23 protein-coding genes are annotated in these 23,942 nt (G+C 71.8%); 11 read left to right on the top strand and 12 right to left on the bottom strand.

The genetic code is table 11. The annotated features are described in order from the left end of the window. Positions 1-3: 3 nt before the first annotated feature. The 3 genes from ABZ883_RS20210 (at position 4) to ABZ883_RS20220 (ending at position 3,983) form a co-directional block, all read left to right on the top strand. Positions 4-2,109, top strand: a complete 2,106-nt coding sequence (locus tag ABZ883_RS20210) for a protein kinase (protein ID WP_360907752.1) — start codon at positions 4-6, stop codon at positions 2,107-2,109. Between the two features lie 87 nt (positions 2,110-2,196). After that, positions 2,197-3,429 (top strand): CehA/McbA family metallohydrolase, encoded by a 1,233-nt coding sequence (locus tag ABZ883_RS20215; RefSeq protein WP_360907754.1) that lies wholly within the window; start codon positions 2,197-2,199, stop codon positions 3,427-3,429. Positions 3,430-3,626: 197 nt separating this feature from the next. Next, a complete protein-coding gene (locus ABZ883_RS20220; protein WP_360907863.1) occupies positions 3,627-3,983 on the top strand; it encodes a DoxX family protein in 357 nt (118 codons plus the stop codon). Between the two features lie 16 nt (positions 3,984-3,999). Here the strand turns inward: ABZ883_RS20220 and ABZ883_RS20225 are convergent, their stop codons facing one another. Together ABZ883_RS20225 and ABZ883_RS20230 are read right to left on the bottom strand one after the other, a co-directional pair. Continuing rightward, entirely contained in the window at positions 4,000-4,479 is a 480-nt protein-coding gene (locus ABZ883_RS20225) for a hypothetical protein (protein WP_360907756.1), read from the bottom strand. 37 nt (positions 4,480-4,516) lie between these two features. Further along, positions 4,517-4,804 (bottom strand): DUF1905 domain-containing protein, encoded by a 288-nt coding sequence (locus tag ABZ883_RS20230; protein ID WP_360907758.1) that lies wholly within the window; start codon positions 4,802-4,804, stop codon positions 4,517-4,519. Positions 4,805-5,241: 437 nt separating this feature from the next. On the opposite strand from ABZ883_RS20230, the gene ABZ883_RS20235 reads away from it, so the two are divergent. Next, positions 5,242-6,306 carry a PP2C family protein-serine/threonine phosphatase gene (locus ABZ883_RS20235; protein ID WP_360907760.1) on the top strand — a complete coding sequence of 355 codons (1,065 nt, stop codon included), beginning with the start codon at positions 5,242-5,244 and terminating at the stop codon, positions 6,304-6,306. Between the two features lie 34 nt (positions 6,307-6,340). Here ABZ883_RS20235 and ABZ883_RS20240 read toward each other — a convergent pair whose 3' ends face one another. The 6 genes from ABZ883_RS20240 to ABZ883_RS20265 form a co-directional block, all read right to left on the bottom strand. After that, positions 6,341-6,868 (bottom strand): hypothetical protein, encoded by a 528-nt coding sequence (locus tag ABZ883_RS20240; protein ID WP_360907762.1) that lies wholly within the window; start codon positions 6,866-6,868, stop codon positions 6,341-6,343. Between the two features lie 41 nt (positions 6,869-6,909). Then, the gene (locus tag ABZ883_RS20245) at positions 6,910-7,878 is read right to left on the bottom strand and encodes an esterase-like activity of phytase family protein (protein ID WP_360907764.1); all 969 of its coding nucleotides are present in this window, start codon (positions 7,876-7,878) and stop codon (positions 6,910-6,912) included. A gap of 201 nt (positions 7,879-8,079) precedes the next feature. Further along, positions 8,080-9,345: a tetratricopeptide repeat protein gene (locus ABZ883_RS20250; protein ID WP_360907766.1), complete on the bottom strand. Its 1,266-nt coding sequence runs from the start codon at positions 9,343-9,345 to the stop codon at positions 8,080-8,082. 84 nt (positions 9,346-9,429) lie between these two features. Then, complete coding sequence (locus ABZ883_RS20255; RefSeq protein WP_360907768.1) at positions 9,430-10,044, bottom strand: hypothetical protein; 615 nt, start codon at positions 10,042-10,044, stop codon at positions 9,430-9,432. 98 nt (positions 10,045-10,142) lie between these two features. Then, positions 10,143-10,826, bottom strand: coding sequence for a hypothetical protein (locus ABZ883_RS20260; protein WP_360907770.1), 684 nt, complete (start codon positions 10,824-10,826; stop codon positions 10,143-10,145). Positions 10,827-10,842: 16 nt separating this feature from the next. After that, the gene (locus tag ABZ883_RS20265; protein WP_360907772.1) at positions 10,843-12,384 is read right to left on the bottom strand and encodes an MFS transporter; all 1,542 of its coding nucleotides are present in this window, start codon (positions 12,382-12,384) and stop codon (positions 10,843-10,845) included. Positions 12,385-12,518: 134 nt separating this feature from the next. Between ABZ883_RS20265 and ABZ883_RS20270 the strand changes: the two genes are divergently transcribed. Continuing rightward, the gene (locus ABZ883_RS20270; protein ID WP_360907774.1) at positions 12,519-13,028 is read left to right on the top strand and encodes a MarR family winged helix-turn-helix transcriptional regulator; all 510 of its coding nucleotides are present in this window, start codon (positions 12,519-12,521) and stop codon (positions 13,026-13,028) included. A 245-nt stretch (positions 13,029-13,273) separates the two neighbouring features. Next, positions 13,274-13,702 (top strand): MarR family winged helix-turn-helix transcriptional regulator, encoded by a 429-nt coding sequence (locus ABZ883_RS20275; protein WP_360907776.1) that lies wholly within the window; start codon positions 13,274-13,276, stop codon positions 13,700-13,702. Here ABZ883_RS20275 and ABZ883_RS20280 read toward each other — a convergent pair. The 4 genes from ABZ883_RS20280 to ABZ883_RS20295 form a co-directional block, all read right to left on the bottom strand. Then, the gene (locus tag ABZ883_RS20280; RefSeq protein ID WP_360907779.1) at positions 13,680-14,201 is read right to left on the bottom strand and encodes an ATP-binding protein; all 522 of its coding nucleotides are present in this window, start codon (positions 14,199-14,201) and stop codon (positions 13,680-13,682) included. The genes ABZ883_RS20275 and ABZ883_RS20280 overlap by 23 nt on opposite strands. An 86-nt stretch (positions 14,202-14,287) precedes the next feature. Beyond that, positions 14,288-15,034, bottom strand: coding sequence for an SDR family NAD(P)-dependent oxidoreductase (locus tag ABZ883_RS20285; protein ID WP_360907781.1), 747 nt, complete (start codon positions 15,032-15,034; stop codon positions 14,288-14,290). A gap of 534 nt (positions 15,035-15,568) precedes the next feature. Further along, positions 15,569-15,850, bottom strand: coding sequence for a hypothetical protein (locus tag ABZ883_RS20290; RefSeq protein ID WP_360907783.1), 282 nt, complete (start codon positions 15,848-15,850; stop codon positions 15,569-15,571). A 150-nt stretch (positions 15,851-16,000) separates the two neighbouring features. Next, positions 16,001-16,339, bottom strand: coding sequence for a hypothetical protein (locus tag ABZ883_RS20295; RefSeq protein WP_360907786.1), 339 nt, complete (start codon positions 16,337-16,339; stop codon positions 16,001-16,003). A gap of 170 nt (positions 16,340-16,509) precedes the next feature. Here ABZ883_RS20295 and ABZ883_RS20300 point away from each other — a divergent pair, with 170 nt between their 5' ends. Genes ABZ883_RS20300 through ABZ883_RS20320 form a run of 5 tightly spaced genes read left to right on the top strand, consistent with a single transcriptional unit; the run spans position 16,510 to position 23,817 of the window. Beyond that, entirely contained in the window at positions 16,510-17,034 is a 525-nt protein-coding gene (locus ABZ883_RS20300; RefSeq protein ID WP_360907788.1) for a hypothetical protein, read from the top strand. Then, complete coding sequence (locus tag ABZ883_RS20305) at positions 17,004-18,425, top strand: hypothetical protein (protein ID WP_360907790.1); 1,422 nt, start codon at positions 17,004-17,006, stop codon at positions 18,423-18,425. The genes ABZ883_RS20300 and ABZ883_RS20305 overlap by 31 nt, the downstream gene beginning before the upstream one ends. Further along, on the top strand, positions 18,422-19,891 hold the full coding sequence (locus ABZ883_RS20310; protein WP_360907792.1) for a VWA domain-containing protein: 1,470 nt from the start codon (positions 18,422-18,424) through the stop codon (positions 19,889-19,891). The genes ABZ883_RS20305 and ABZ883_RS20310 overlap by 4 nt, the downstream gene beginning before the upstream one ends. A gap of 21 nt (positions 19,892-19,912) precedes the next feature. Then, the gene (locus ABZ883_RS20315; protein ID WP_360907794.1) at positions 19,913-21,025 is read left to right on the top strand and encodes an AAA family ATPase; all 1,113 of its coding nucleotides are present in this window, start codon (positions 19,913-19,915) and stop codon (positions 21,023-21,025) included. After that, positions 21,022-23,817 (top strand): hypothetical protein, encoded by a 2,796-nt coding sequence (locus tag ABZ883_RS20320; RefSeq protein WP_360907796.1) that lies wholly within the window; start codon positions 21,022-21,024, stop codon positions 23,815-23,817. Before ABZ883_RS20315 ends, ABZ883_RS20320 begins: the two co-directional genes overlap by 4 nt. Positions 23,818-23,942: the final 125 nt, after the last annotated feature.

Raw genomic sequence — 23,942 nt, forward strand, 5'->3', positions numbered from 1 at the left:
GCCATGGACCAGCTGCTGGCCACCGACCCGTCGTGGGTCGGCGGGCACCGCCTCGTGGCCCGGCTCGGGGCCGGCGGCATGGGCGTCGTCTACCTCGCGCGGTCGCCGCACGGCGCCTGGGTGGCGCTGAAGGTGATCCGCTCCGAGTACGCGGAGGACCCGGACTTCCTTGCGCGGTTCCGCCGCGAGACGGAACTGGCGACGCGGCTGTCGAGCCGGTGGACGGTCCCGGTCCTCACGGCCGACGCCGACGCCCGCTCCCCGTGGCTCGCGACCGCCTACGTCCCCGGCCTCCCGCTGTCCGAGGCCCTCGCCCTGCACGGTCCCTGGCCGGTGCCCCAGGTCCGCACACTGGCGGCCGCGCTGGCCGCGGCCCTGGACGACGTCCACCGCGCCGGCCTGGTCCACCGGGACGTGAAACCCGCCAACGTGCTGCTCGCCGCCGACGGGCCGCGCCTCATCGACTTCGGCATCGCGCTGGCCGTGGGTGCGACGGCGCTCACGGCGGACGGCTCCGTCATCGGCTCTCCCGGTTATCTCTCCCCGGAGCAGGCCAGGGGCACGACGGTGGGACCGGCCGGCGACGTCTTCTCCCTGGGCTGTGTGCTGGTCCACTCCCTCACCGGGCGGCCGCCGTTCGGTGCCGGCGGCGCTGCCGCCGTGCTCTACCGGACCGTGCACGAGGAACCGGACCTCGCCGGGCTGCCCCGCGAACTCGACGCCGCCTTGCGGGCCTGCCTCGCCAAGAGCGCGGACGAGCGCCCCACCGTGGCCCGGCTGCGCGACCTCTTCGGCTCGTTCGACTCCCGTTCGTGGCTGCCCGGGGGACTGCCGGCCGTGGTCGCCGAGCGTGCCGGGCGCGTCCTGGACCTGCCGGTGCCGGAACCGACCGAGCTGTCCGCCGCGGTCGCCGATCCCCCGCCCGCGACGTCCCGCCGGCGCCTGATCGCCGCGTCGGCCGCGCTCGGTGTCGGCGCGCTCGGCGGCGGCACCGCCTGGTGGCAGTGGGGACGCCCGCGCACGGGGAGCGGGGCCGGGAAGCGCACGCTGCCCACGCGCGTCATCGGACTCCTGGGCGACCGCTCCAACGAGGCCGTCCGCTCCCAGGAACGAGGAGCGGGAATCGCGGTCGCCGAGCACAACGGCCGCGCGGACCGGCCGTTCGACCTGGCCCTGCGCGCCGTCGACGACCGGGGCACCGCCGCCGGCTCCGCCGCGGGCGCCGCCGGGCTCGCCGCCGACCCCGACGTGCACGCCGTGATCGGCGCGGGCTCCAACGAGGCCGTGCCCGCCGCCGTACCGGTGTGCACCAAGGCGGGCCTCTGCCTGCTGGTGACCCGCGCCGACAGCACGCGGCTCAACGTCGTCCACACGACCAGCACGCTGGTGCTGCGCGCCACCCGCACCGCCGGACCCGGTGCCGTGCTGCGCTACCTCAACCGCGTGGTCCACCCGCAGCGGACAGCAGTGGTCTACGACCTCGCCGACGAGGAGGAGAGCCTGCCCACCGTCCAGATCGTCACCGTCCACGGCCACCTGGACGGCCGCGTCGATGTGCTGGAGGTCGCCGCCGGGGACGGATTCGGTGCCGCCGCCCGCGACATCGCGGCCCACCCCGACGACGTGGTCCTCTTCGCGGGCGCCACCCCGTCCCGCGCCGCGGCCTGCGCCGCGGCGCTCAAGGCGGCGGGCCACCGGGGGGTGCGCGTCGCCGACGAGCACGTGCTGTCGGCGGCCTTCCTGCGCGCGGGCGAGGGCTGGTGGATCAGTACGGGGTACGCCGACGCGGCCGACCCCCGGCTGCGGGCGTTCACCGCCGCGTACCGCGCCCGGCACGGCGGTGTGCCGGGTCCCTGGGCGGCGGAGGCGTACGACGCCGTCCGCTTCGCCGCGCACGGCCTGGCCGCGCCGGGCGGCGACGGGCGGCGCGAGTCGTTGCGCGCGGAACTCCTGCGGGCCCCCTGGCAGGGCATCACCCGCCGTTTCAGCTACGAGAGCCAGTCGCAGTACCTGGAGACCACGCCGGACGGCGGCTGGTTCCTCTACCACGTCGAGGGCGGCCGGGCCCGGTTCGTCGCCCGCCAGGACGCCATCGGTAGGAGCACCTGAGGCGAACATCGGGCGGGCGGGTGGCGTTCACCCCTCGGGAACGCCAAATTTTCGCCATGCTCCTGCCAAGGTGTTGTCATGGCCGCCATGAGTGAACCCCACGCCGACACGGCGCACACGCACTCTCACGGACCCAGCCGACGCTCCCTTCTCGCCGGTGCGGGCGGCCTGCTGATCGCCGCCTCCCTGCCCGGCACGGCCCAGGCGGCGGGCACCCGGACCGCCGCGGACACCCCCGCCACGAACCGGGCCGGGGCCTCCCGCGCCTCACTGGTCACCCAGGGGACCAGACTCGTCCACGCCGACCTGCACAACCACACGCTTATGTCGGACGGCGACGGAGACCCCGCCCTCGCCTTCGCCTCCATGCGCGACGCGGGCCTCGACGTGGCCGCCCTCACCGACCACACCACCCTCCTCGCGATCAACGGCCTGTCCAAGGGCGAGTGGGACCGCACCCGGCAGCTCGCCGACGCGGCCAACGACCCCGGCAACTACACCGCGATCCGCGGCTTCGAGTGGTCGCACCCGCTGCTGGGCCACGCCAACGTCTGGTTCACCGACCAGTTCGTCGACCTCGGCGGGGCCAGTTCCATGGGCTCCCTCTACAACTGGATCGGCGGCCGCGACGCCGTCGCGGGCTTCAACCACCCGGGCCGCGAGATCGGCCGCTTCAACGACTTCTCCTACTCCGCCGCCGTCCGCGACAAGCTGGTCAGCGTCGAGATGTTCAACCGCGGCGACGACTACCTCTTCGACGGCTGGTCCGACCGCAAGTCCTCCCACCTCAACGCCGTTCTCAACGCGGGCTGGCGCACCGGCATCACCGGCGTCAGCGACCACCACGGCACCGAGTGGGGCAAGGTCGAGGGCGTCGGCCGCGCCGGCCTCTGGGTCACCGAGAACACCCGCGCCGGTGTGCTCGAAGCCATGCGCGCCCGCCGCTTCTTCGCCACCCGCTACTCCGGACTGCGCCTCGACGCGACCGCGAACGGCGTCCAGATGGGCGGCGTCCTGTCCCTCGCCTCCGGCGACGTCCGCTTCGCCGTCGACCTCGACCGCGGTCCCGACTGGGCCGGCAAGCCCCTCAACGTCCAGGTCCTGCGGCCCGGTTCCAACGCGCCGACCGTGGTGGACGTCGTCCCGACCACCTCCGGCAGCCTGGCCGAGTTCACCGTCCCGCTCAACGCCGCGGACGGCAACTGGGTCGTGCTGCGCATCTCCGACCCCTCCCAGCCCAACGCCCAGCCCGGCCCGTCCGGCCACGCCTGCAACGACCTGGGCGTCGCCTACTCGAGCCCCTGGTGGCTCCAGCCCTGACGCCGGGCCGCGCGCCCGCCGGGCCCCGGCCCGGCGGGCGCTGTCGCGCGGTGTTCCGCGGTGCCTACCGGGCGTTGGCGATCAGTGGCACACTCGGTGGGCCATCGATGCCGGGCATCGACCGCCGCTGCGTTGTCGTGCCAGACACCCTTGAGGAGAGGCGCGCGGCGGCCGTGCCCCCACAGAAGCGGAGAATCGTGCTCGCCGCCTACGTCACGGTCACCGTCCTCGGCGCGGTCTTCAACGGCGCCGCCGCCGTCACCTACCTGATCGGCCATGAATACCCCAAAACACAGGCGGACATGAAGGGCCTGGACCGCAAGTGGGTCCCGGTACTGGGCATGCTGCTGGCGGCCGGCACCGTCGGGCTGCTCGCCGGGCTCGCCGTGCCTCTCCTGGGAACCCTGGCCGCCTCGGGCCTCGTGCTCTACTTCGTCGGCGCGATCATCGCCCACCTGCGGGTGGGCTCCCGCAACATCGTGGGCGGCATCGTGTTCCTCGCCACCGCCGCGGCCGCCCTGATCCTCGGCCTGCTCCAGCACGGCCCCTGGTGACGGGGATACGGCGCGGCTACAGGCACCCGTCGTGGTCGGCGGTCTCCAGGCTCACCATGAGGTCGCCGCTGTGGAGATTCATGAACGACCGGGTGCTGTGCCAGCCCTTGAACCGCTTGTCGATGTTCAGGGCGAAGTAGCCGGAGCCCAGACCGTCCCACGATGCGGCATTCCACCCCGCGAGCCGTGCGGCCCGCGCCACCTCGGTGCGGACGGAAGCGGTGGCGGGCACCTTGTAATGCAGCTCCACGGAGGGCGTTTCCTCGTCCGTACAGGTGCGGTAGCGGTGGAGCGACGTGTGCCGGCCCACCGCCGCGTCCAGCGCGGAGGTGATCCGGTCCGCCTGCAACTGGGTGAGCCGCGCGTCGACGGCGGCGGACTCGCGGTGCCTGCGTGTCTCGTGGACCGCGAACCCACCGGCCACGGCCACCACCGCCACCGCGGCCACCACGGCGATCCGGCGCCGGACCGCGCCGCGGCCGAACGACCGTCGCATACGTCACGCACCTCCCCTGTGCCCGGACCCGCCAGGGCTAGAGTCGGACGGTCATCCTCACGGCCACGTCGTCCCCGGCCGCAATGCCCTCGGGCTTGCGCACGGCGACCTTGAGGGGCAGCAGGTAGCCGCCGTCCCTGGGGAAGAGCGATGTCGTGAAGGTGACCTCGCCGATGCGCGCCTCGACCGGGATCACGCCCCAGCCGTAGGTGGCCATCGCGGCCACCTCACGGATCTGCCCGCACTCGTCGTCCGGCACGACGGCGAAGTAGTACGGTGCCGGCCCGCGCCACTCGATGACACGGCCGGCGAAAACGAGGTCCACGGCGTCAGTCCCGTTCCTTCAGCAGGGCCAGGTCGCCTCAGGCTACATGCCGTGCCACGCCCCCCGGGGGTTCCCCGACCTCACCCGGTCGGCCGCCGAGGGTGCGTCAGGTGTCACCCCGGGTGATTCTTGGGTTCGCGGCCGTCCGCTGCCGCGGGCCCGTCCAGGAGGTGACGCTGTGATGCCCCGAGCCGGCCGAGCGGTCCGGTCCACGGCCGCGAGCGTCGCCCTGACGTCCGCCGCCGTGACGGAGGGCGCGCAGCCTGCCGGACCGGCCGTACCGGGCGACGGCGGGACCACGGGCGGCCCCGGCAGCCGGCCCGGCGGGCCCGGACACCTGGTCATCCGGTGGAGACCGCCCGTTCGTGGAAGTGCGGAGAGGAAGGCGGAAAGCAGCCGGTGAGGTACGCGTGACGAGGCCGGGTGCATGGGAGTGGGTGGCGAAGCGGAGCCGTCTGCTGCCGGCCACGCTGATTCTCCTCGCCGGGGTGATCGACTTCAGTACGCCGCGCACCGTCAGCGCCGCCGCCCTCTACGCGGCCGCGGTCCTGAGTGCCGCGGCCTTGCTGTCCCTGCGCGGCACGATCCTCACCGGGGTGATCGCCCTCCTGGTCGACTGGTTCATGTTCAGGTACTTCGGCTACCGCCGCAGTGCGATCGCGTTCAGCGAACTGGTCATGGTCGCCACGGTGACCGGTGTCGGGATCTTCCTCAACCGGCTGCTGCAGCACCGAAAGACACAACTGCAGTCCGTGCGGGACATCGCCACCGCCGTTCAGCGCGCGGTCATGCCGTCGCCGCCGGAGCGGATCGGGCCGCTGCGCTTCGCGGGACGCTACGAGGCGGCCGAGACGGACGCACAGATCGGTGGGGACCTCTACTCCGTGGTCGACACACCGTTCGGCGTGCGCTGTGTCATCGGCGATGTACGCGGCAAGGGGACGGGAGCGGTCAGGGCGGTCGCGGTCGGCGTCGGCACGTTCCGCGAAGCGGCATTGCAGGAGCCCAGTCTGACCGCCCTGGTGGAACGCCTGGAGCGGGCCCTTGTCCACGAGGCCCGGCAGTCGGGCAGCCTCATCGAGCTGGAAGGGTTCGTCACCGGCGTCCTGGTGGAATTCCCCGGGCCGGGAAATGAAATGCGCATCGTCAACCGCGGACACCCGGCACCTCTTCTGATGTCGGGAGACACGGTCAGCTACCTCGAACCCAGCCGGCCCATGGTGCCACTCGGCATGGCGGCCCTGCGGGACGAACCGGAATGCGTGGACACGGTGGCTCTCCCCGATGGGGCCACCCTGCTGCTCTACACCGACGGACTGAGCGAAGCCCGCGACGAGGAGGGCGCCTTCTACGACCCGGCCGACGGGTGCGCGAGACACTTGTCCGCCGGCCCGGACGCCCTCCTCGACGCCCTGCTCGCCGACTGCCACCGGCACACCGGTGGCCGGAGGGCCGACGACATGGCGCTGCTGGCCATCACCCGTACCCACGACGGCGTTTGACGCGCGGCGAGCGCGCCCCGCCCTGGCTGACGGACTACAGCCGGTCGCCCGCACCGGGCGGCTTCGGAGGGTGCGGACCGCCACCGTCCTTGACGTCCTGGTCACAGGTTGGTCTGTCGTAGGACTGGTCGTTGGGGATCACCAGCACTTGGGCAACCTGCTCGGGGTGCCCGACGGTGATCCAGGCGTCGCCCGTGGGGACACCGCCGGGCCCGAACGCCTCGGACGACGAGACCGTCCGACACCCCAGAACCACGCGCTTCTTGTCGACCGCGCAGGCGTCCACCACAGGGTCGGTAGCGTCGTCGGCGCCGTCGAAGCGGAAGTGGAAGTGGACCTGATCACCTTTGGAGGGCTCCTGCGGATGGGGCTCGAGGCGCCAGTCCACGACCTCGGCCGTGATGTGCCGGGACTGCCCGTAGACGTCCACGACCTGCACCTTGACACCGGCCTCCCCGCGCTCCGTCGTCGTGTCGGAGCAGCCCAGGAGGGAGGAGCAGCCGGACAGGGCGAGGATTGCCAGGGCCAACGGAGCAGCGCTGAGTAATCGTGCGGGGGACATGCGGAGGACCTCCGGTCGGGGTGGGGCGGGGCAGTGCGTCTCTAGAGGCTGGGCAGGCGGACGGTCAGCCCGTACAGCCGGGTGGTCTGGCCGGCACTCTGATTGTCGTCCGTCACCATGAGCAGCCTGAGGCGGCCGTCCGGGGCGTGCCCTGTGACGGTCATACCCTCGATGTTGCCCAGCAGCGGGTTGGCCTGCGGCTGCGGATTCGTCGCACCGAGCGGCGGACAGTCGGCCATGTCGACCAGAAGGGTCTTCCCCATGAGCCGTACGTCGTCCTGGCGGGTCAGCTTCTCGACACCGGCCACGTCGCTCACGCCGCGCGGGTCGGCGAGATAGAGGCGGATGATGTTGCCGACGCTCCGGTCGAATCCGCGTTCCACGACCAGCAGCCTGCCGTCGCCGGTCGCGTTGATGTCCGATATCGCCAGACCCGTGTCACGTGCGTAGCCGTACTGCCCCGCGATGCGGAACTCGGCGTCGAGTCGGTCGCGTTCCCAGGTCTGGAAGCGCAGGAGCCGGGGATCGTCCCCCCGCAGTGAGCCCTCCATGGAGGCCACGAGCGTGAGACCACCGGGCTGCAGCGCGAGTCCCTCGAACGTCTCGTTGACTCTGGCCCGCCCCGCCGGGGCGACCCGGAGGCTGTCGTTGGCCGGGAGCATGCGGACGAACGTGCCGTCCCGCGTGTAGCGCCGGACGTCGGAGCTCTCGGAGGCAACGAGCAGCGAGCCGTCGTGGTCGAAGACCAGCGCCTCGAAGTCGGCCTCCTTGCCGTTCTCGTCCAGCAGCCTCGTGACACGCACGGGCGCATGGGTCTCCGCGTCCAGGGTGAAGAGCGTCGAACGGTCGGAGAGCGCGGCGATGCGGCCATCGGGGTCCAGGGCCAGAGCGGACAGGTTCCCGACGAACACGTCCTGGAAGTGCGTCTTGTCGAGGGCATCCGAGAACCAGTCGATGACCACCCAGGCCGAGCAGGCATGCGACTCCGCCGCATCGATGACAACGTCCACACTGAACCCTTCGCGCAGGACCGACAAAGCCCGCGGTAGATCTACCAGATCTCCCCGGCCGGCCCGTCACCGCCTCCCGTACCTGCGACCCTACTGCCCCTGCGGCAGGGCTACTTGGAGCACACTGGCCATCAAAGTGTGTCGGGGCTCCGAGCCCGGCCGAAGTGCAGGTCCACGCGAGTTGGCCCATTTCGGCGCGCTTCAACCATACGACGCCGGTTGTCGCAGGTGTTCCCTTTGCAGGGCCCGTGGCTGGTCGAGCCGGTCACGGAGATGGGCGATCGCCTTCCGGGGCTCACTGCGCCGGACGAGGCGTTCCGCGAGGGTGATGGCGCCGCTCACCGTTCCGTCCTGGAGCAGTTCCTCGTCCGTTGGCGCGAACGGCGCGCGTTCGGCCTCGGCATCCGCTGCGCGGCCGCACAGCTCCAGGACGTACGACCGCGCCAGAGCGTGGTCGAGGCGGGGGCCGCTGTGGCGGGCGAAGTGGTCATCAATGCAAGCGAGCGCCTCGTCGGCCCTGCCGGCGTCCACAAGGCTGCGGCAGAGAAGCCGGACGATCCATTCGGAATCGGCGCTGCTCGCCTCCACGACCGGCCGCAGCACCTCGACCGCCTCATCATGACGGCCTTGCCGGGCCAGGAGATCGGCAAGGGCGAATGCCGCGTGAGGGTCTCCGGCTTGAGCGGGTTCCTTGAGCAGGGCGACCGCCTCCGGTACGCGGTCTCGTTCCTCAAGGAGGCCCGCCAGGGCGTCCATTGCGTACTCCTTGTCCGCTCCGGCTGTGAGCGCCCGCAGTTCGGCTTCACGGTTGTGGCGCGCGAAGAGGTGGACGAGGTGACGAGCATGGCCTGCCGAGTCCAGGAGGGCTGCCGCCTTGTCGATCTGCCCCTGGCGTTCGAGGAGCACGGCGTGCAACGGCACGGTGTCCCAGGTGTCGGAGTTCCAGTCCTCGAACGGTGCCGCGGAGCCGGTACGGACAGGGGGGAGCAACGCGGCGATCTCGGCGTCGCGGCCGTGGCCCGCGGTGAGTTCCACCAGGTCCCCCGCGAGACCCTGGTCCGCACTGCGCGGGCCGAGCAGGGCGACCAACTCGTCGATGCGGCCCAGCCCGGCGAGCAGACGTGCCAGCACGCGGACGGCCTCCCGGTGGCCCGAGTCGACTTTCGCTCGCAGGAGCGACAAGGCTTCGTCGGACCGTTCCCCGTCGGCGAGCAGGGCGACGACGGCACTGACAGCCGGCCACCATCCGGTGGCGGCGAACGGTTCCAGAAGTGCCCGCGCGACCGCCCGCCCGACGGGGCCCTGTTCGGCGGTGGCGGCGAGTTGGCGGGCGCAGAACCAGTCGCCGCGGTCGGCGGCGTCACGGAGGATGTCGTGATGGCCGTACTCGTGGAGAAGGGCGGCGACGGTGGGCGGAATCCAGCCGTCGTACGTGCGATGGCGCCGTTCGAGGTCGTTCGCGTCCATGAAGGCGGATGCTAGTGGCAAGGGAGCCGGCGAGATCACGCTCCCAAAGACGCGATGAACACTGCCGCCGTCGAGGCCGCCGGCCTACAGGTACCTTCTCACCCGTGCCCAGGTGTTGCTGTCCAGGCCGTCGAGCGGTCCCATACGGGAGAGTTCGGTGCCGTCGTGCCCGGCAGCGACGATGAGGGGACGCTTTCTCCGTTCGGTGTAGGGGCACTTCCACGCCGCGATCAGCCGTCCCTGCTGGGGCGCATCGATCCGGCGGTCGCCGATCAGGATGTGGCCGACGCCCGGTCCGACGTGGATCTCGGCGCAGCTGATCCATGTCCCCGGGGAGACGGAACACACGTCCAGGCGACGGGTGAGGCTGAGTGTGCCGGCGCCGCCCCGGACCTCGATCACGTCGACGCTGGTGGGATCGTCCGCCGGACCGATAGCTGCGCCCGGGCACCGCCACCGCTCGTCGTACCACTCCAGGAGTGCGGTGTGCTGACGTGCCCGACGAGACTTCGGCCGCCACACGATCCAGACCGCCCCGACGCCGGCGGCCGTGTCCACATCGACCGATACCACCGTGAGCACCCGGCGCCACAGGTAGCGCGGCTGCGGCTCAGCCCCGTCAAGTACGCGCCGCACCACGCCCGGCAGCAGAGCGTCCACATACCGGCTCGTCCACAGGTCCTGCCCCCACAGCCGCATACGCCTGCGCTACCCGGCGCACCGGGGTTCAACCCCGGTGGCGTCGGTACGGGCCCGGAGGCACCTGGATGCGGCGCCTCCGGGCCCGCGCCGGCGGATCAGTCGAGGAGTTCGGCCGACATTCTCACGACATTTGCGGGGGTGCCGTGGCCGTGAGGATGTTCGGCGTAGTCGACGTGGTAGCCGTCCTCCTCGAGTTCGGCCGCCACGCGACGACCGGTGAGGGCCGCGGGCGGAACGGTGTCGCGGATTCCGTGGGAGATGAACACGGTGGGCCGGCCGGTTCTGCGGCCCGCAGGGATGCGGCCGGGGGAGTAGGCCAGGACGCGGGTGAACAGATCGCCGTTGGCAAGGCCGAGACCGAGCGCGTACGAGGCGCCTTCCGCGGAACCGGCGACGGCGATGCGGTCGGGGTCGACGGGGAGACGGCCCAGAACAGCGGTCAGGGTGCGGCGCAGTGCTGCGGCGTCGGCACCGTAGGCGTCGTCCCTGACGGCGTCCCAGGTCAGCCGGGCGGCGCCGGGGGCCAGGAGTAGGACCCCGCGCCGCTCGGCCTCGGTGCGCAGCAGGGCGAGCATGTCCCGGGGGGCGCCGCCGGCTTGGTGGAAGGCGACCAGCAGGGGTCGTGGCTGGAGCGGGAGCCGGTCCGGTACGTACAGCAGCGCGGGCCGCGTGGGAGTGGCGAGCCGGTGCAGGCCGGGCCGCGGCGTTGCGGCGCGGACGGGATGTGGCGGCCGGACGTCCAGCACGCCGCCCGAGAGTTCTGGTGCGACGGTGCGCACGGTTCCTCCGTGAGTGTCAGTGCACCTGCTCAGCCGCGGGCTCCTCGGCGACGACGCCTTCGGAGCGGGCCACCACGAGCGAGGGCGACGACTGCGGGCGCATGGTGCGCAGCAGGACGGGGACGGTGATCAGGGCGAGGGCGGCGCCGAGCCAGAGCACGACGTGCAGCGCGCTGGTGAAGGCGCCGGTCGCCGCCGGCAGTGTGGTGTGAATGCCGCCGTTGAGCTGCTCGGTGACGGCGTCGGGATCGGGCACCTTGCCCGTGAGCCGGGCCGCCGTGACGCTCACGAGCAGGGATCCGCCCACGGCCGCCGCGGCGGTGTCCCCGGTCAGGCGGAAGGCGTTGAACATCCCTGTCGCCATGCCGGCCTTGGGCAGGTCCACGCTGGAGATGGCCGCGCCGTCCAGCACCGCCAAGGTGCCGCCGTAGCCGATGCCCGTCACCAGGAGGGGGCCCGCCAGCGTGCCGATGCCGACCCCGGGGCCGATCACGGTCAGCCACGTCATGCCGCCAGCCACGAGCACCATGGCGACGGTCAGCTGGGCCCGCATCGACAGCACGCGGTTGACGAGGCCGGCGAACATCGGCATGAGCACCATGGGCGCGGTGAACAGCAGCAGGACTCCTCCGGCGTGCAGCGCGCTGTAGCCCTCGACGGCACTGAAGTACGTGGGCAGCAGCACCAGGAGCGGCAGCAGGCTGAAGGCGAGGGCCATCGCGGCGAGGCTGACGCCCATGAAGCGGGCGTGGCGGAGCAGGGACAGGTCGAACATGGGGGTGGGGTGCCGCTTCTCCACGGCGTGGAAGACCAGCATCAGCGCGACGAACGCGGCCAGCGAGCCCAGGACGACGGGGGAGATCCAGCCGAAGGCGGGAGCCTCCACCAGGGCGAAGATGAAGAGGAACAGGCCGGCGGTGAAGGTGATGGTGCCGGGCCAGTCCAGCCGGTGGGCCGCGGCGTTGCGGGACTCGTCGAGCATGGGGCGGGCCACGAGCGCGACGAGCAGTCCCAGGGCCGCGGGGATCGCGAACACACCGCGCCAGCCCGTCGCGGAGTCCACCGCGCCGGAGATGAGCGGGCCGAAGGCCAGTCCCGCCCCGATGGCGGTGCCGAAGATCCCGAAGGCGCGGACCCGCGCGGCCCCGTGGAAACGGGAGGCGATGAGGGCGGACCCGGCCGTGAGTGTGGCGCTCGCCCCGATCCCGCCGACGGCCCGTGCGATGTCCAGGACCAGGATCGACCCGGCGAAGGTGCACACCGCGGCGGCGACACCGAACACGGTGATGCCTATGAGGAAGATGCGGCGGCGCCCGACGCGGTCCGCGAGGGTGCCGAAGGCCAGCATCAGCGACGCGAAGGTCACGTTGAAGCCGACCACCACCCATTGCAGTGCCTGCGCGCTGGAGTGCATCTGCGCGGCCACGCCCGGGAGGGCGACACCCGCGCCGGTCAGCGCCTCGGGGACGTTGAAGACGGCCAGGGAGACGATCAGCAGCGTGAGCCATGCAGGGCGCTGCTTGGTATGAGTACGCTTGTGTCGAGTCGTGTATTTCATAATCACAGGACTCTACAACAGATGAGGATCCTGCGACGAGTGGTGCCCGCGAGCGGCAGGGCATGGGCCACCCGTCCCGGGACGACGAAGTGTGCCGAGTGGGCGCGGAGATGAGAGAGGCGGTCCGATCGGCCATGGCACCGAAGAAAAAGCCACGTGAGAGGCCGGGAGACCAGGCCGGACCGGCGGCGACCGGGGGTGCACTCAGCGTCCACCTGAAGCGCGCCGAGCAGGCGATCGTGGCACGCAAAGCCCGCGGCGTGCGGGAACTGGACCTCACCGGCCCACAGTGCAAAGTCTTGGGTTCCCTGAACTGCGGGGCCGCGAAATCGTGCACACAACTCGCCCGCGAGGCCTTGGTCACTCCGCAGGCCATGACCGGGATCGTGCGGAACCTGGAGCTGAAGGGCCTGGTCGAGCGGAATCCTTCGCCCGACCACGGCAGGGTCGTGCTCGTCACGCTCTCTCCGGCGGGGAGGGAACGGGCTGCAGCCGTCGGCGGGTTCGCCGAGCGCGTCGAGCACGGGCTGCGCGAGGCGCTGCCCGAGGAGGACTACGCCCAGTTGGTCAGGCTCCTCGGCCGCGTCGCGGAACTCGCCCCCCAGGTCCCGGGGCGCGCCGAAGGGGAGGCGGCGAGGCGGTGACGCGTCGGCGTGTGCGCGGCCCGACCGCGCACACGCCGGCCTGTGAGACCGGCGCAGGGTGCCACGCGGCCTCGGAATGCGGCCGGGGCCGGTCCGCAGGCAGTTGTGGGACCTGTTCCCATTGAGGTTCCTACACTGGCTCAGCGTTATGCTTGGCGAAAACTCCAGGAGAGGCAGGGCGGTCAGCGATGGCATCGAAGAAGAAGGCGCGTACGGCGTCCGACGCCCCGGCCGATTCTGCGAACATGCTGAGTTTTCACCTCAAGCGCGCCGAGCAGGCTCTGAGCGCACGCAAGTTCGTCGGGATCCGAGAGCTGGACCTGACCTCCCCGCAGTGCACGGCGCTGGGCTACCTGACCGGCGGTGCCGCGAAGTCGTGCACCCAGCTCGCCCGCGAGGCACTGGTCACCTCGCAGACCATGACCGGGATCGTGAAGAACCTGGAGCTGAAGGGGCTGGTCGAGCGGCACGCCTCACCGGATCACGGCCGCGTCATGCTCGTCTCCCTCACCCCGGCCGGGGTCGAGCGGGCAGCTGCCGCGAGCGGATTCGCCGCGAGCGTGGAGCGTGGACTGCGGGAGGCGATGTCCGGGGAGGAGTACGCCCAGCTGATCACACTCCTCGACCGTGTCGCCGACCTCGCCCCGGAAGTCACCGCCGACGCCGCGGAGTAGCGCGGGAGGGCTGGGTGTTCTGCCGGGCCGTCATGTCGAAGCGGGCCCAAACAGCTTTGCCGCCTGCCGGTTTGTCGTCGACTCCGTATCCGTCGGCGAGGTCCATGACGATGATCAATCCGCGCCCGGACGGTGTTCCGGCATCCGGCTTCCCCGGTTCGGGCCGCCGCGGATCCCTGTCGTGCACCTCCACGCGGACGGCGCCCTCGCACAGCAGCACCCGCACCAGGAATTGTCCGGGTCCGGGCCGTGTGTGCTCACAGGCATTGGCGGCGAGTTCCGCGGCGCACAGGACGACGTCAGCGGTGCGTTCGGTAACACCCCAGTCGTCCAGGGTGTGAGCGACGAATCGACGCGCCCGGCGCACCGCGCAGGTGTCACGGGTGAAGAGCTGCGCGGCGGGTGCCGGGGAGTGCTCGCCCGGCCGGCCGCATGCGACGCGGCCAGCCCCCGGCGATGTGCTGTACGGCCCGCTGAATCGCTCCGCGTGACTGCTCACGGTGATCACCTTCAGTCGGCAGATCCTGCTGGGTGAGGGGCCCGGGGCGGTGCGGGATGACGATCCGTCCCGCCCCGGGCCGGGGCTCAGGCGGCCTTGGGCCCGATGGCGGGCCGGCCGCCGGTCACCTCGAGGGTGGCGCCGGTGATGTAGCTGGCGCGGTCGGAAGCCAGGAAGAGGACGGCCTCGGCGATCTCCTCGGGCTCACCGACACGCCCCATGGCCGACATGCCGTCGGCGATCGCCTTCAACGTGGCCGGGTCGGCATCCGTGCCCGGCGTGCGCACCGGGCCGGGCGAGACGGTGTTGATCCGCACGCCCTGCGTGGCGTACTCGGCCCCCCAGATGCGGGTGAGCTGCTCGATCGCGGCCTTGGACGCGGCATATATGCCGGTATAGCTGGTGGCCACCGAGGCGGCGACAGTACCGATGTTCACCACCGAGCCCCAGCCCCGCTGGGCCATGCCCGGGACCAGGGCCCGTACCAGCAGGTAGGGCGCCTTGGTGTTCAGGTTCACCTGGAGGTCGAACAGCTCCGCGGTCATCTCGGCGGTCGACTGGAACTTGTAGATGCCGGCGTTGTTCACCAGTACATCCACGTCACCGGCCTGTTCGGCCAGACGCAGCACGTCCTCGGTGCTACCGAGATCGGCCTGGAGGAACCGCGCGGAGCCCCCGCCGGCCTCGATCTCCGCGACCACCGCCGCACCGCGCTCGGCATCACGGCCGTGCACGATGACGTCGGCGCCCTCCTGTGCGAGCTGCACAGCGACTGCCCGCCCGATGCCTGCGGTGGCGCCGGTGACGAGGGCCGTACGTCCGGACATACCCATGATCATTCTTTCCTTCGGGGAGATGTGATGTCGGATCCGGCATTATTGAAGGATCCTGTATTTGAGGATGCTAACAGGCCATAGCCAGTGTCCATTCCTGAATAAGATACCTGTTTTGATGTAGGACCCTGCATTATGTGAAATGGCGGAACCCCGCCGACAGCACCAGGGGCCACGTGCCGGCGACCGTGGCGATGAGGATGCCCGGACCGGCGGTCCGGGAGAGGGCTTCCGCCGCGAGAGTGCGCCGTCCGAACCGGTCGCTCGCCCGCGAGGCGAACAGCGAGCCGATGGGCAGCGCGACCGCGAACGGTGGAATGGTCAGGTCGCTGTGGAGCGCGTCCGTGTGCAGGCCTTTCTGACAGGCCAGGCCATGATCGGCATCAGTCCGCCGATGGCCGCGAAGAAGGGCGTGCCGAGTGCGGGACCGCGCTTGACCGACCGGGGGGAGCGCAAGAAGTGACGGCGGCAGCACAGGCGCGACCCCTCGCGCTTCGGCACCCCGTTCGACCTGGCCGCGTGAGGCCGCCTGTCTCAGCGGCGGGGACCGCGGGGCTGCCGGGCGGCGCGGGGGAGGGGGAGGCGCCACCCGTACTGGAGGGCGCGGGCGATGCAGCGGGCGTCGCGCCGGTTGTGTCCGGTGGACTGCCGTATGTGGTCGAGGGCGTCGTTCCAGCGACCGGCGTGGACGAGTGCGCGGGCGGTGTCCTGTACGGGGGAGGGGACGGGCAGGCGCAGCGCGCGTACGATCTCCGGGTCCCAGCCCTGTCGGCGTGCCGTCCACGCGTGCCACATGGCTGTGATCGACCAGGTCATGACGGGTCCCCCGGGTGGCTCCACATGTGGATCAGATGTGGGGATCATACGGAGACCGTGTGATGGGGGTGGGGGCGGGTCGCTGTTCCGGCCACGCGCGGACGGTTGGGGCCGCCGCACGAAGGACCTGACGCATCCTCGGCGGGCAGGTCAGGTCGAGGAACCGTCGATCTGCTCCCGCGTGAGCCGCACCGGTTCCCCCGTGGCGTTGTCGAACCTGCGCTTGACCAGGACCGTGAACCCGAGCCTGCGCAGGGCCGTTTCGGCGACGTTCGTGTTGCCGGGGTCCCGGCCGCCCAGGGCGTTGCGCACCAGGGCGACCACGGGGAGATTTCTCCCGGCGACCGCCACCAGCACCGTGTACCTCGGGTCGTCGTCATCCGTGTGCAAAGCGGCGACAGCCACGTCCGCGAGGGTGAGCACCGCCTCTCCGCCCCCCTTCAGGGCGATCGGGGTCTCGGAGACCGTGCCTATGCGCTCAGGTGCCATGCCGCGTCCTCATCCGTATCGGGCCCGTCGTCTTCCGCCAACTGCCCCGCAGGCTACCCGCACCCTCTGACACCCCGTCCGATCCGGTGGGGCCCCGGCTTCGCGACGCCCGTTGTCAGTGATCGCCCGTATGTTCAGTCGTGTCCCGCCGGTGCGGCGTGGATTCCCCCATGGTGCACAGGAGATGGGCGTTGTCAGATCGGGAGAGGTCGAGCACGGCGCGGGTGACGGCACCCGCACGGCCGCGCAAGCTCGCCAAGGTTCCGTTCGTCGAGCTGGCCGACGGGCGATTGCAGGGTGTGGTGTCCAGCGGCTCGGATGTCGAGCGGGTGTACGTCTCGTCGGTCACGGCGGGCAGCTACGCGTTCGCCTGCAGCACCAACAACAACCGGCCCTGCGGCGGCGCGCGGGGTTCCTTCTGCAACCACATCCGGGCGCTGATCAGCGAGTCGGTCCTGCAGTACGGCGTCGCCCGCGTCGCCCGCTATCTGCGGGTCGAGACGACCACGGGGGAGCCCAGTACGGAGACCGTCACCGCCGCCATGACCGCCGCACACCCGGCCCAGGGGGACACCCAGGCGGCCGCGCTCGTCTTCAGCCGGTTCCTGCGGCACCTGGCCTACCTGGAACTCGCCCCCACCACCGCACCGCTGCCCGAGATGCAGTGGTTCCCGCCGACCCGGGCGGTGGCGTGATGCGCGCGGACCTGCTCCTCGAATCCGTCGAAGGGCTCGACGAGGCCCTGGCGGCCGTCGACGCCTTCGACCGGGTCATGGTCGCCGGGCTGCTCCGTCCGCAGCCGGCCCAGGCCGCCGGCCTGACGGAACTCGCGCACGCCGTCGCGGGAACGCCGCTGTCCGCCAGGGTCTCCGAGGCGGCCGAGAAGGCGGCGGGCGGAGTCGCGGGCGACGACCACTTCGTCGCTCTGGCCGCGGCACGTACCGCGTTGCTCGGCTCCGTCCACGACGCGCTTTCGGCCCGCGTCGCGGAGGCGACCGGGCGGTCCCGCGACGAGTACGCCGCCCCGGCGGCCACCGGCGGGGAGCAGGCCGCGAACCTGCGCGCCGCCGCCCGCTCCTGGCTCTGCGACCTGGCGCGCTCCGGCTGGCGGGGCCTCGACCACGACGTGGTCTCCGGATCGGCTCACGTCGTCTCCGCGATGCTCCCGGACCCGGCCCTGCGGCGGCTCGCGACGCTGCTCGACGGCTTCGCCGCCGAGCTGGCGGCCTCGTGCCCGGGTGCGTCCCTGGAGCACTTCCCGCTGCGCCGCTGGGCCGACCTGTGGTCACGCGCCATGCTGCTGACGCTGCCCGGCGCCGCCGACGCCCGGCCGGCCGGCACGGTCACCGGCCGCCTCCTGCCCCTCGGCGTCGACCTCCAGGAACACGACACCGCCGCACAGGTGCAGGTCCACGCGGTGTTCGAGCCCGCGGACGGCAGCGCGGCCCGCCTGGTGCGAGCCGGCGTCTCGGTGCCCAAGCCCGACACGATCGTCGGCGCCGGCATCTGGCAGCTGCTCCGCCCCCACATGTCGCTCCTCGCCGCTGCCGGCGAGGGCCGCTCGATGGACCTCGCCGGCATGCCGGTCACCGCCGGGGGCGACCTGCTCTGGAGCGACGAGCACGCGAACCCGGGGGAGCCCGCCGGGGCCTTCACCACCGCCCGGGTCTCCCTGCCGACCGCCACCGACACGGCGACCGCACCTCTGGACCGCCACCCGGCGCGCATCGCCGTCCCCGTCTTCCTGGAGGGCTACGCCGTCGAAAAGGACGACGAGAAGGTGGTGTTCACCGTCGCGGGCCGGTCTCTCGCCGTCGACACCGACCGCATTCCCGTCGCCGGGCCCCTCACCCCCGAGGCCGTCGCCGCGTCCGGCGCGTGCATCGGACTGCTCCGCTGGGACGCCGGGACGTTCCGTGTCCAGCCCCTCGCCGTGGAGACGACCGTACGGAACAAGGCGGTCGCCGTTCACGCCGGAGGGTGGGCCGGAGGCACGACCGACAAGGCCGGTGCCAAGGCGGAGAAGGCCGCCACCGACGCCGTGGCCGTGCTGCGGGAACGCGCCGGAAGGCTGCTGCGCACATGACCGAGCAGATCACCGGCCCCACGGCCGGCACGGCGCACGGTCGTGACGCGACCGCCAATGAAAGCCGCCGCCAGGTTTTGTACTGGCGGCTCCTGGCCCGCCTCTTCGACCACGAGGAGCAGCCCGCGCTGGAATCGACGAGCCTCGCCGTCGTCGAGGACATCGGCCTGCCGTCCGCGCTCCTCGACCCGCAGACCTCCGTCGACGCGGTCGTGCAGCGGCACCCGGAACTGGCCGCCGAGTTCGACGGAGTGATGGCACCCGACCCCGCGCCGGATCCCGGTACCGACGACGACGCGCGCGACCGGGCCGCCGAGGTACGGCGCGCGGCGCTGGTGTCCAAGGTGCTGCTCAACGTCTTCGCCACCGGCTCCGGTCCGGTGAGCGCGGGGCAGCTGGCACGCTGGCAGGCCGACGCCGGCTGGCTGGAGCGGGCCCTCGGCTGCCGGCCCGGCGAGCTGCGCGGCGGCCGCGGCGCGAGGGCCACGGGACCCACCGGGGGCCAGGGCGCCACGGCCACCGGCCCCGGCCCCGGTACGGGGGTCGCGACACCCGGTCCCGGCGGGCTGATCCCGGCGATCGGCCCGGAACTCGGCGCGATCGAGGCCGACCTCGTCAAGCGGATGCAACTGCGCGAGGTGCTGGCCGACCCCAAGCTCGCCGCTCAGCTCACTCCGAGCATGTCGCTCATCGAGCAACTGCTGCGGGACAAGAGCAACCTCTCCGGCCTGGCCCTGGCCAACGCCAAGTCCCTGATCCGCCGCTTCGTCGACGAGGTCGCGGAGGTGCTGCGCACCCAGGTCGAGCAGACCACGGTGGGGGCCGTGGACCGCTCCGTCCCGCCCAAGCGGGTGTTCCGCAACCTCGACCTCGACCGGACCATCTGGAAGAACCTCACCAACTGGAGCCCGGAGGAGGAGCGGTTGTACGTCGACCGCCTCTACTACCGGCACACCGCCCGCAAGACGACGCCGCAACGGCTGATCGTCGTGGTGGACCAGTCGGGCTCGATGGTCGACTCGATGGTCAACTGCACCATTCTGGCCTCGATCTTCGCGGGGCTGCCGAAGGTGGACGTCCACCTGATCGCGTACGACACCCGCGCCCTCGACCTCACCCCCTGGGTGGGCGACCCCTTCGAGGTGCTGCTGCGCACCCGCCTCGGGGGTGGCAACGACGGTCCCGTCGCGATGGCCAAGGCCCTTCCGAAGATCACCGAGCCGCGGAACACCGTGATGGTGTGGATCTCGGACTTCTACGAATTCGACCGCTCGCAGCCGCTGTTCGAGGGCATCGAGGCCGTCCACCGCTCCGGGGTGAAGTTCATCCCGGTCGGCTCGGTCACCAGCTCCGGCCGCCAGGAGGTCAACCCCTGGTTCCGGGAGCGCTTCAAGACGCTCGGCACGCCCGTGCTCTCCGGCCACATCCGCAAGCTCGTCCACGAGCTCAAGACGTTCCTCGCCTAGCTCACGAAAGGCCCCTTCCACATGTCCGATCTGCTGCGTGCCCCCGCCGAGACCAAGTACGCCGAGGAGCTCGACTGGCTGGAGTCCGTCGACGACGGCCCCAAGCCCTTCTCCTGGCGTCTGTCGCCCAAGATGGTCCGCCTGTTCGTCCTGGGCTCCGAGCGCTCCGACGGCCTGGACCGCGAGATCTCCCAGAAGTGGTTCGGCGACCGCAGTTTCGTCGAGCGCTCCATCGTCACGCTCGCCTCCGACCGCGGCCTGCTGCTCATCGGCGACCCCGGCACGGGCAAGAGCTGGCTGGCCGAACTGCTGTCGGCCGCGATCTGCCGCAACTCCACCCTCGTCGTCCAGGGCACCGCCGGCACCACCGAGGACCACATCAAGTACTCCTGGAACGTGTCCATGGTCATCGCCAAGGGCCAGTCGCGGGAGTCGATGATCCCCTCCCCGATCATGACGGCGATGGAGACCGGGGCCATCGGCCGGTTCGAGGAACTCACCCGCTCCACCAGCGATGTCCAGGACGCGCTGATCTCGATCCTCTCCGAGAAGTACATCTCGGTGCCCGAACTCGACAGCGACAGCATCGTCTTCGCCAAGCCCGGCTTCTCGGTCATCGCCACCGCCAACAGCCGTGACCGGGGCGTCAACGACCTGTCCTCCGCCCTCAAGCGCCGTTTCAACTTCGTGCGCATCCCCGTGGTGACGAACAAGAAGAGCGAGGCGGAGATCGTCCGCTTCCGCACCGAGGAACTGCTGCGCCGCCACCAGATCGAGCTGGACGTGCCGCCGACGCTGCTCGACGTGCTGCTGCAGAGCTTCGCCGACCTGCGGGCCTCCGCCGCCGCGGCCGGCAGCGACGACGAGAAGCTGGAGTCCGCGCTGTCGACCGCCGAGCAGATCGGTGTGCTCGAGGACTCGATCCTGCACAGCAACTTCTTCGGCGAGCGCGCCCTGACCGCCCGTACGCTCGCCTCCTCGCTCGTCGGCTCCCTGGCCCGGCGCGCGCCCGAGGACCTGGCCATCCTCAACAAGTACCTGCACGGCGTCGTCGAGCCGCGCAGCAAGGAGGAGGGCGGTTCCTGGCCGGAGTTCCTGGAGGGCGGCCGCGACGCGATCGCCACCCTGTCATGAGCGGCGCGCACGAGGGGACCTTCGAGGCGCTGCGCACACAGCTGCAGGAGGCCGCCGCGGCCTTCGCCGACGGGCCCGGCACCCTGGAGGGCATCCTCCTCGGCATCGTCGACGACGTCGACCGCGCGGTGCGCGAGCCGCTGGAGATCTTCCCCGCCTGCCACCACTCGCCCGCCTCGGCGGTCGCGATGGCGCGCCGCCTGCGCGAGAAGCAGCCGAAGGTCGTCTACCTGGAGCTGTGCGAGGACATGGCACCGCTGCTGACCGAACTGCGCAACTGCAGGTTCCCGGTGGCGGTCCAGGCGTTCGCCACCCAGGTCGACGGCTTCCCCGCCGACTGGGCTCCGCTGTCCGTGGTGGCGCCGATCACCGAGGCGTCGGCCGAGTACCAGGCGATCGCCTACGCCCTGGACACCCCCGGCGTCGAGCTGGTCCTCGTCGACCGCTCCTCCGACCACGTCTTCCAGTGGGACGCCCGCGCGGAGCTCCCCGCCGGCCCCGCCGATCCGGACGCGGCGCCCGCCGAGGAGGAGGCGGCGCTGCACGGTGACGCGGTCGGCGTGGAGATCGGCGACCTGCGGCCGCGCTTCGCCGAACTGGAGGAGCACCTGCTGCGCCACGGCCGGGTCCGGCACTGGTCGGAGTGGTGGCACCAGTACGTCGAACTGCCGCTCGGCGACACCGACCACGACACGTACCGGCAGGTCATGCTGCTGATAGGAAGCCTCTTCCGGCGCCTCGCGCCCGGCGACCCCGCCCGGGTGCGCGTGGACGAGGACCGGGAGCGCCACATGTGGACCAGGATGCGCGAGCACCTGGCCGCCACCGGCACCGATCCGGCGGACTGCCTCTACGTCTGCGGCGCCTTCCACGCGGCCAGCCGGGTCGCGGAGTTCGGCGTCGACGGCGCCGACACCTTCGAGATCAGTCCGCGCAGCGCCACAAAGTGGCTGCACGGCCTGATCCCGTCCAGCCACGCGGCGATCGAGGCGCAGTTCGGCCTCGCCTCGGGGTCGGTGTCGATCGCCGCGACGGTCTGGGCGAAGAACCTCAAGCGGACGCAGGTGAAGCCGTACCGCCTGAGCGGCCAGGCCGGCACCAAGAGGACACCGGCCAAGAAGGCCGCGACCACCCCGGTGCCGGAGGTGCCGCCCTCCGATCAGCTGACGGGCTTTCTCCAGCGCCCGCCCGTCCTGGACCGGCTGGACGAGGCCGAACTGCTCGGCTGGTCGGTGGAGATCGTCCGCGCCGCGCGCCGCAACGGGTATCTCGCCTCCACCGCCGACGCCATCGCCGTGTTCGAGACGTCGATCCTGCTGGCCGGGATGCGCGACCGGGCCAGACCGACGCCGTACGACTTCCAGGACGCGGCCGTCACCTGCATCGAGAAGGACGCCGTGCCCGGCCGGCGCGATGTGCGCCGGCTGGTGGAGATCATGATGGGGGGCGACCGGATCGGGCAGGTCGGCTACGACGCGCTGCCGCCCCTGGCCCGCGACGTCCACGACCGGCTCGCACCGCTGGGTCTTAGGCTCCAGCAGCGCGGTGTGCAGCGGGCGCTGCTGGACATCGCCGGCCGCCCGGAACTGGCGGCGTGCTCCGACGTGCTGTGGATGCTGCGCTATCTGATGCCGCAGGGCACGGCACGGCCGATCATGGGCGACCGGAAGCTCGGCGAGCAGTCGATCCAGGAGTCCTGGGACGTGGCCCTGGGCACCCACCAGCGCGCGCTCATCGAGCTCGGCTACGAGGGCGTCAGCATCGAACAGGTGCTGGAGCAGCGCCTGCGCCGCAAGGCGTACGGCCCGCAGGCTACCGCCGCGACGGTCCTGGAGGGCGTCGAGGACGCGACCCTGTACCTGCGCAGCCGCCGCATCGCCGACGAACTGGGCAACCACGCCCTCGACGTGCTCTCCGCCGAACGCGGAGTCGACGGCGCGCCCGAGGTGCTGCGCAGGGTGCGGCGGCTGCTCGCGTACTACCGCACGAGCGAGCCGGTGCTGCCGCCGTGGATCGAGTCCTTCACCAAGACCGGATACGCCCACTACTGCACCCTGCTGCCGACGGCGTTCACCGACGACGACGCCACGGTCGGCCAGGTCGCGGCGATGCTGGGCTTCCTGTTCGGCATGGAGAGCCTGGCGCTGTCGCTCGGCTGCGACCGGACCCAGCTGGAGCTGGCGGTGGCGCAGTCCCATCCGCGGGATCCGTCGAAGGCGGCGCTGCTGTGGGCGGCCCAGGTGCACTTGGGCACCCTCTCCCGCGCGGAGCTGCGGGCCCGGTGCGACGAACTGCTCGGCAACCCCTTGGTGGTGCCCGCCTATCCGCGCTACCTCAGTGGTTTCCTCCACAGTCTGGAGCCCGTCCCGGGGCTCGCCGATTTCGTCGTGGAGACGGTGTCGAACGCGTTCGGGCGGCTGCCGGACCCGGTGCTCCTGCCCTGGTTGCCGCTCCTGATCTCCCATCTGCGGTCGAGCGGCGCCGAACTGGCCCCGCTGCTGATACGCGAGGCCGGGCGGACCTTCCCCGGCCGGCTCGAAGCACTCGACGCGTGGGTGCCGCCCTGGCGTACACAGCCCGGGCCGGAGGCCGTGCACCGGGCGCTGCCCGCGGGAGGCGGCCGCGCCGGTGTGCTGCTCGCCGCCCATCCCGCCACGTGCGACGCGGTGGCGGACCTCCTGGGCTGCGACGGGACGTGGTCGACGGAGGAGCCCGGCCCGTCCGGCGTGGTGCTGACCGCCCGGTATCCGGACACGGCCGCGGCACTGGAGGCCCTGCTGGGAGGCGCATGAGTGCGGTGGGACGAGAGCGCACCGCGGATCCGGCGCCGGTCGCGTCCGGATCCGCGGGCAGGCCGGCAGGCCCGGAGGCCGAGCCGGTTATGGCCCCCCGAGAGTGACTGCTAGGATCGAAGTAA

Origin of the sequence: Streptomyces sp. NPDC046977, from assembly GCF_040644455.1 — a bacterium.
In the GTDB taxonomy this organism is placed as follows: domain Bacteria; phylum Actinomycetota; class Actinomycetes; order Streptomycetales; family Streptomycetaceae; genus Actinacidiphila.

Coding starts and splice junctions, on each gene's coding strand:
- ABZ883_RS20255 (WP_360907768.1), bottom strand. CDS start 10,044: ATGCGGCTGTGGGGGCAGGACCTGTGGACGAGCCGGTATGTGGACGCT.
- ABZ883_RS20240 (WP_360907762.1), bottom strand. CDS start 6,868: ATGTCCCCCGCACGATTACTCAGCGCTGCTCCGTTGGCCCTGGCAATC.
- ABZ883_RS20315 (WP_360907794.1), top strand. CDS start 19,913: ATGTCCGATCTGCTGCGTGCCCCCGCCGAGACCAAGTACGCCGAGGAG.
- ABZ883_RS20250 (WP_360907766.1), bottom strand. CDS start 9,345: ATGGACGCGAACGACCTCGAACGGCGCCATCGCACGTACGACGGCTGG.
- ABZ883_RS20310 (WP_360907792.1), top strand. CDS start 18,422: ATGACCGAGCAGATCACCGGCCCCACGGCCGGCACGGCGCACGGTCGT.
- ABZ883_RS20215 (WP_360907754.1), top strand. CDS start 2,197: ATGAGTGAACCCCACGCCGACACGGCGCACACGCACTCTCACGGACCC.
- ABZ883_RS20275 (WP_360907776.1), top strand. CDS start 13,274: ATGCTGAGTTTTCACCTCAAGCGCGCCGAGCAGGCTCTGAGCGCACGC.
- ABZ883_RS20225 (WP_360907756.1), bottom strand. CDS start 4,479: ATGCGACGGTCGTTCGGCCGCGGCGCGGTCCGGCGCCGGATCGCCGTG.
- ABZ883_RS20295 (WP_360907786.1), bottom strand. CDS start 16,339: ATGGCACCTGAGCGCATAGGCACGGTCTCCGAGACCCCGATCGCCCTG.
- ABZ883_RS20320 (WP_360907796.1), top strand. CDS start 21,022: ATGAGCGGCGCGCACGAGGGGACCTTCGAGGCGCTGCGCACACAGCTG.
- ABZ883_RS20210 (WP_360907752.1), top strand. CDS start 4: ATGGACCAGCTGCTGGCCACCGACCCGTCGTGGGTCGGCGGGCACCGC.
- ABZ883_RS20300 (WP_360907788.1), top strand. CDS start 16,510: ATGGTGCACAGGAGATGGGCGTTGTCAGATCGGGAGAGGTCGAGCACG.
- ABZ883_RS20265 (WP_360907772.1), bottom strand. CDS start 12,384: ATGAAATACACGACTCGACACAAGCGTACTCATACCAAGCAGCGCCCT.
- ABZ883_RS20270 (WP_360907774.1), top strand. CDS start 12,519: ATGGCACCGAAGAAAAAGCCACGTGAGAGGCCGGGAGACCAGGCCGGA.
- ABZ883_RS20285 (WP_360907781.1), bottom strand. CDS start 15,034: ATGGGTATGTCCGGACGTACGGCCCTCGTCACCGGCGCCACCGCAGGC.
- ABZ883_RS20290 (WP_360907783.1), bottom strand. CDS start 15,850: ATGACCTGGTCGATCACAGCCATGTGGCACGCGTGGACGGCACGCCGA.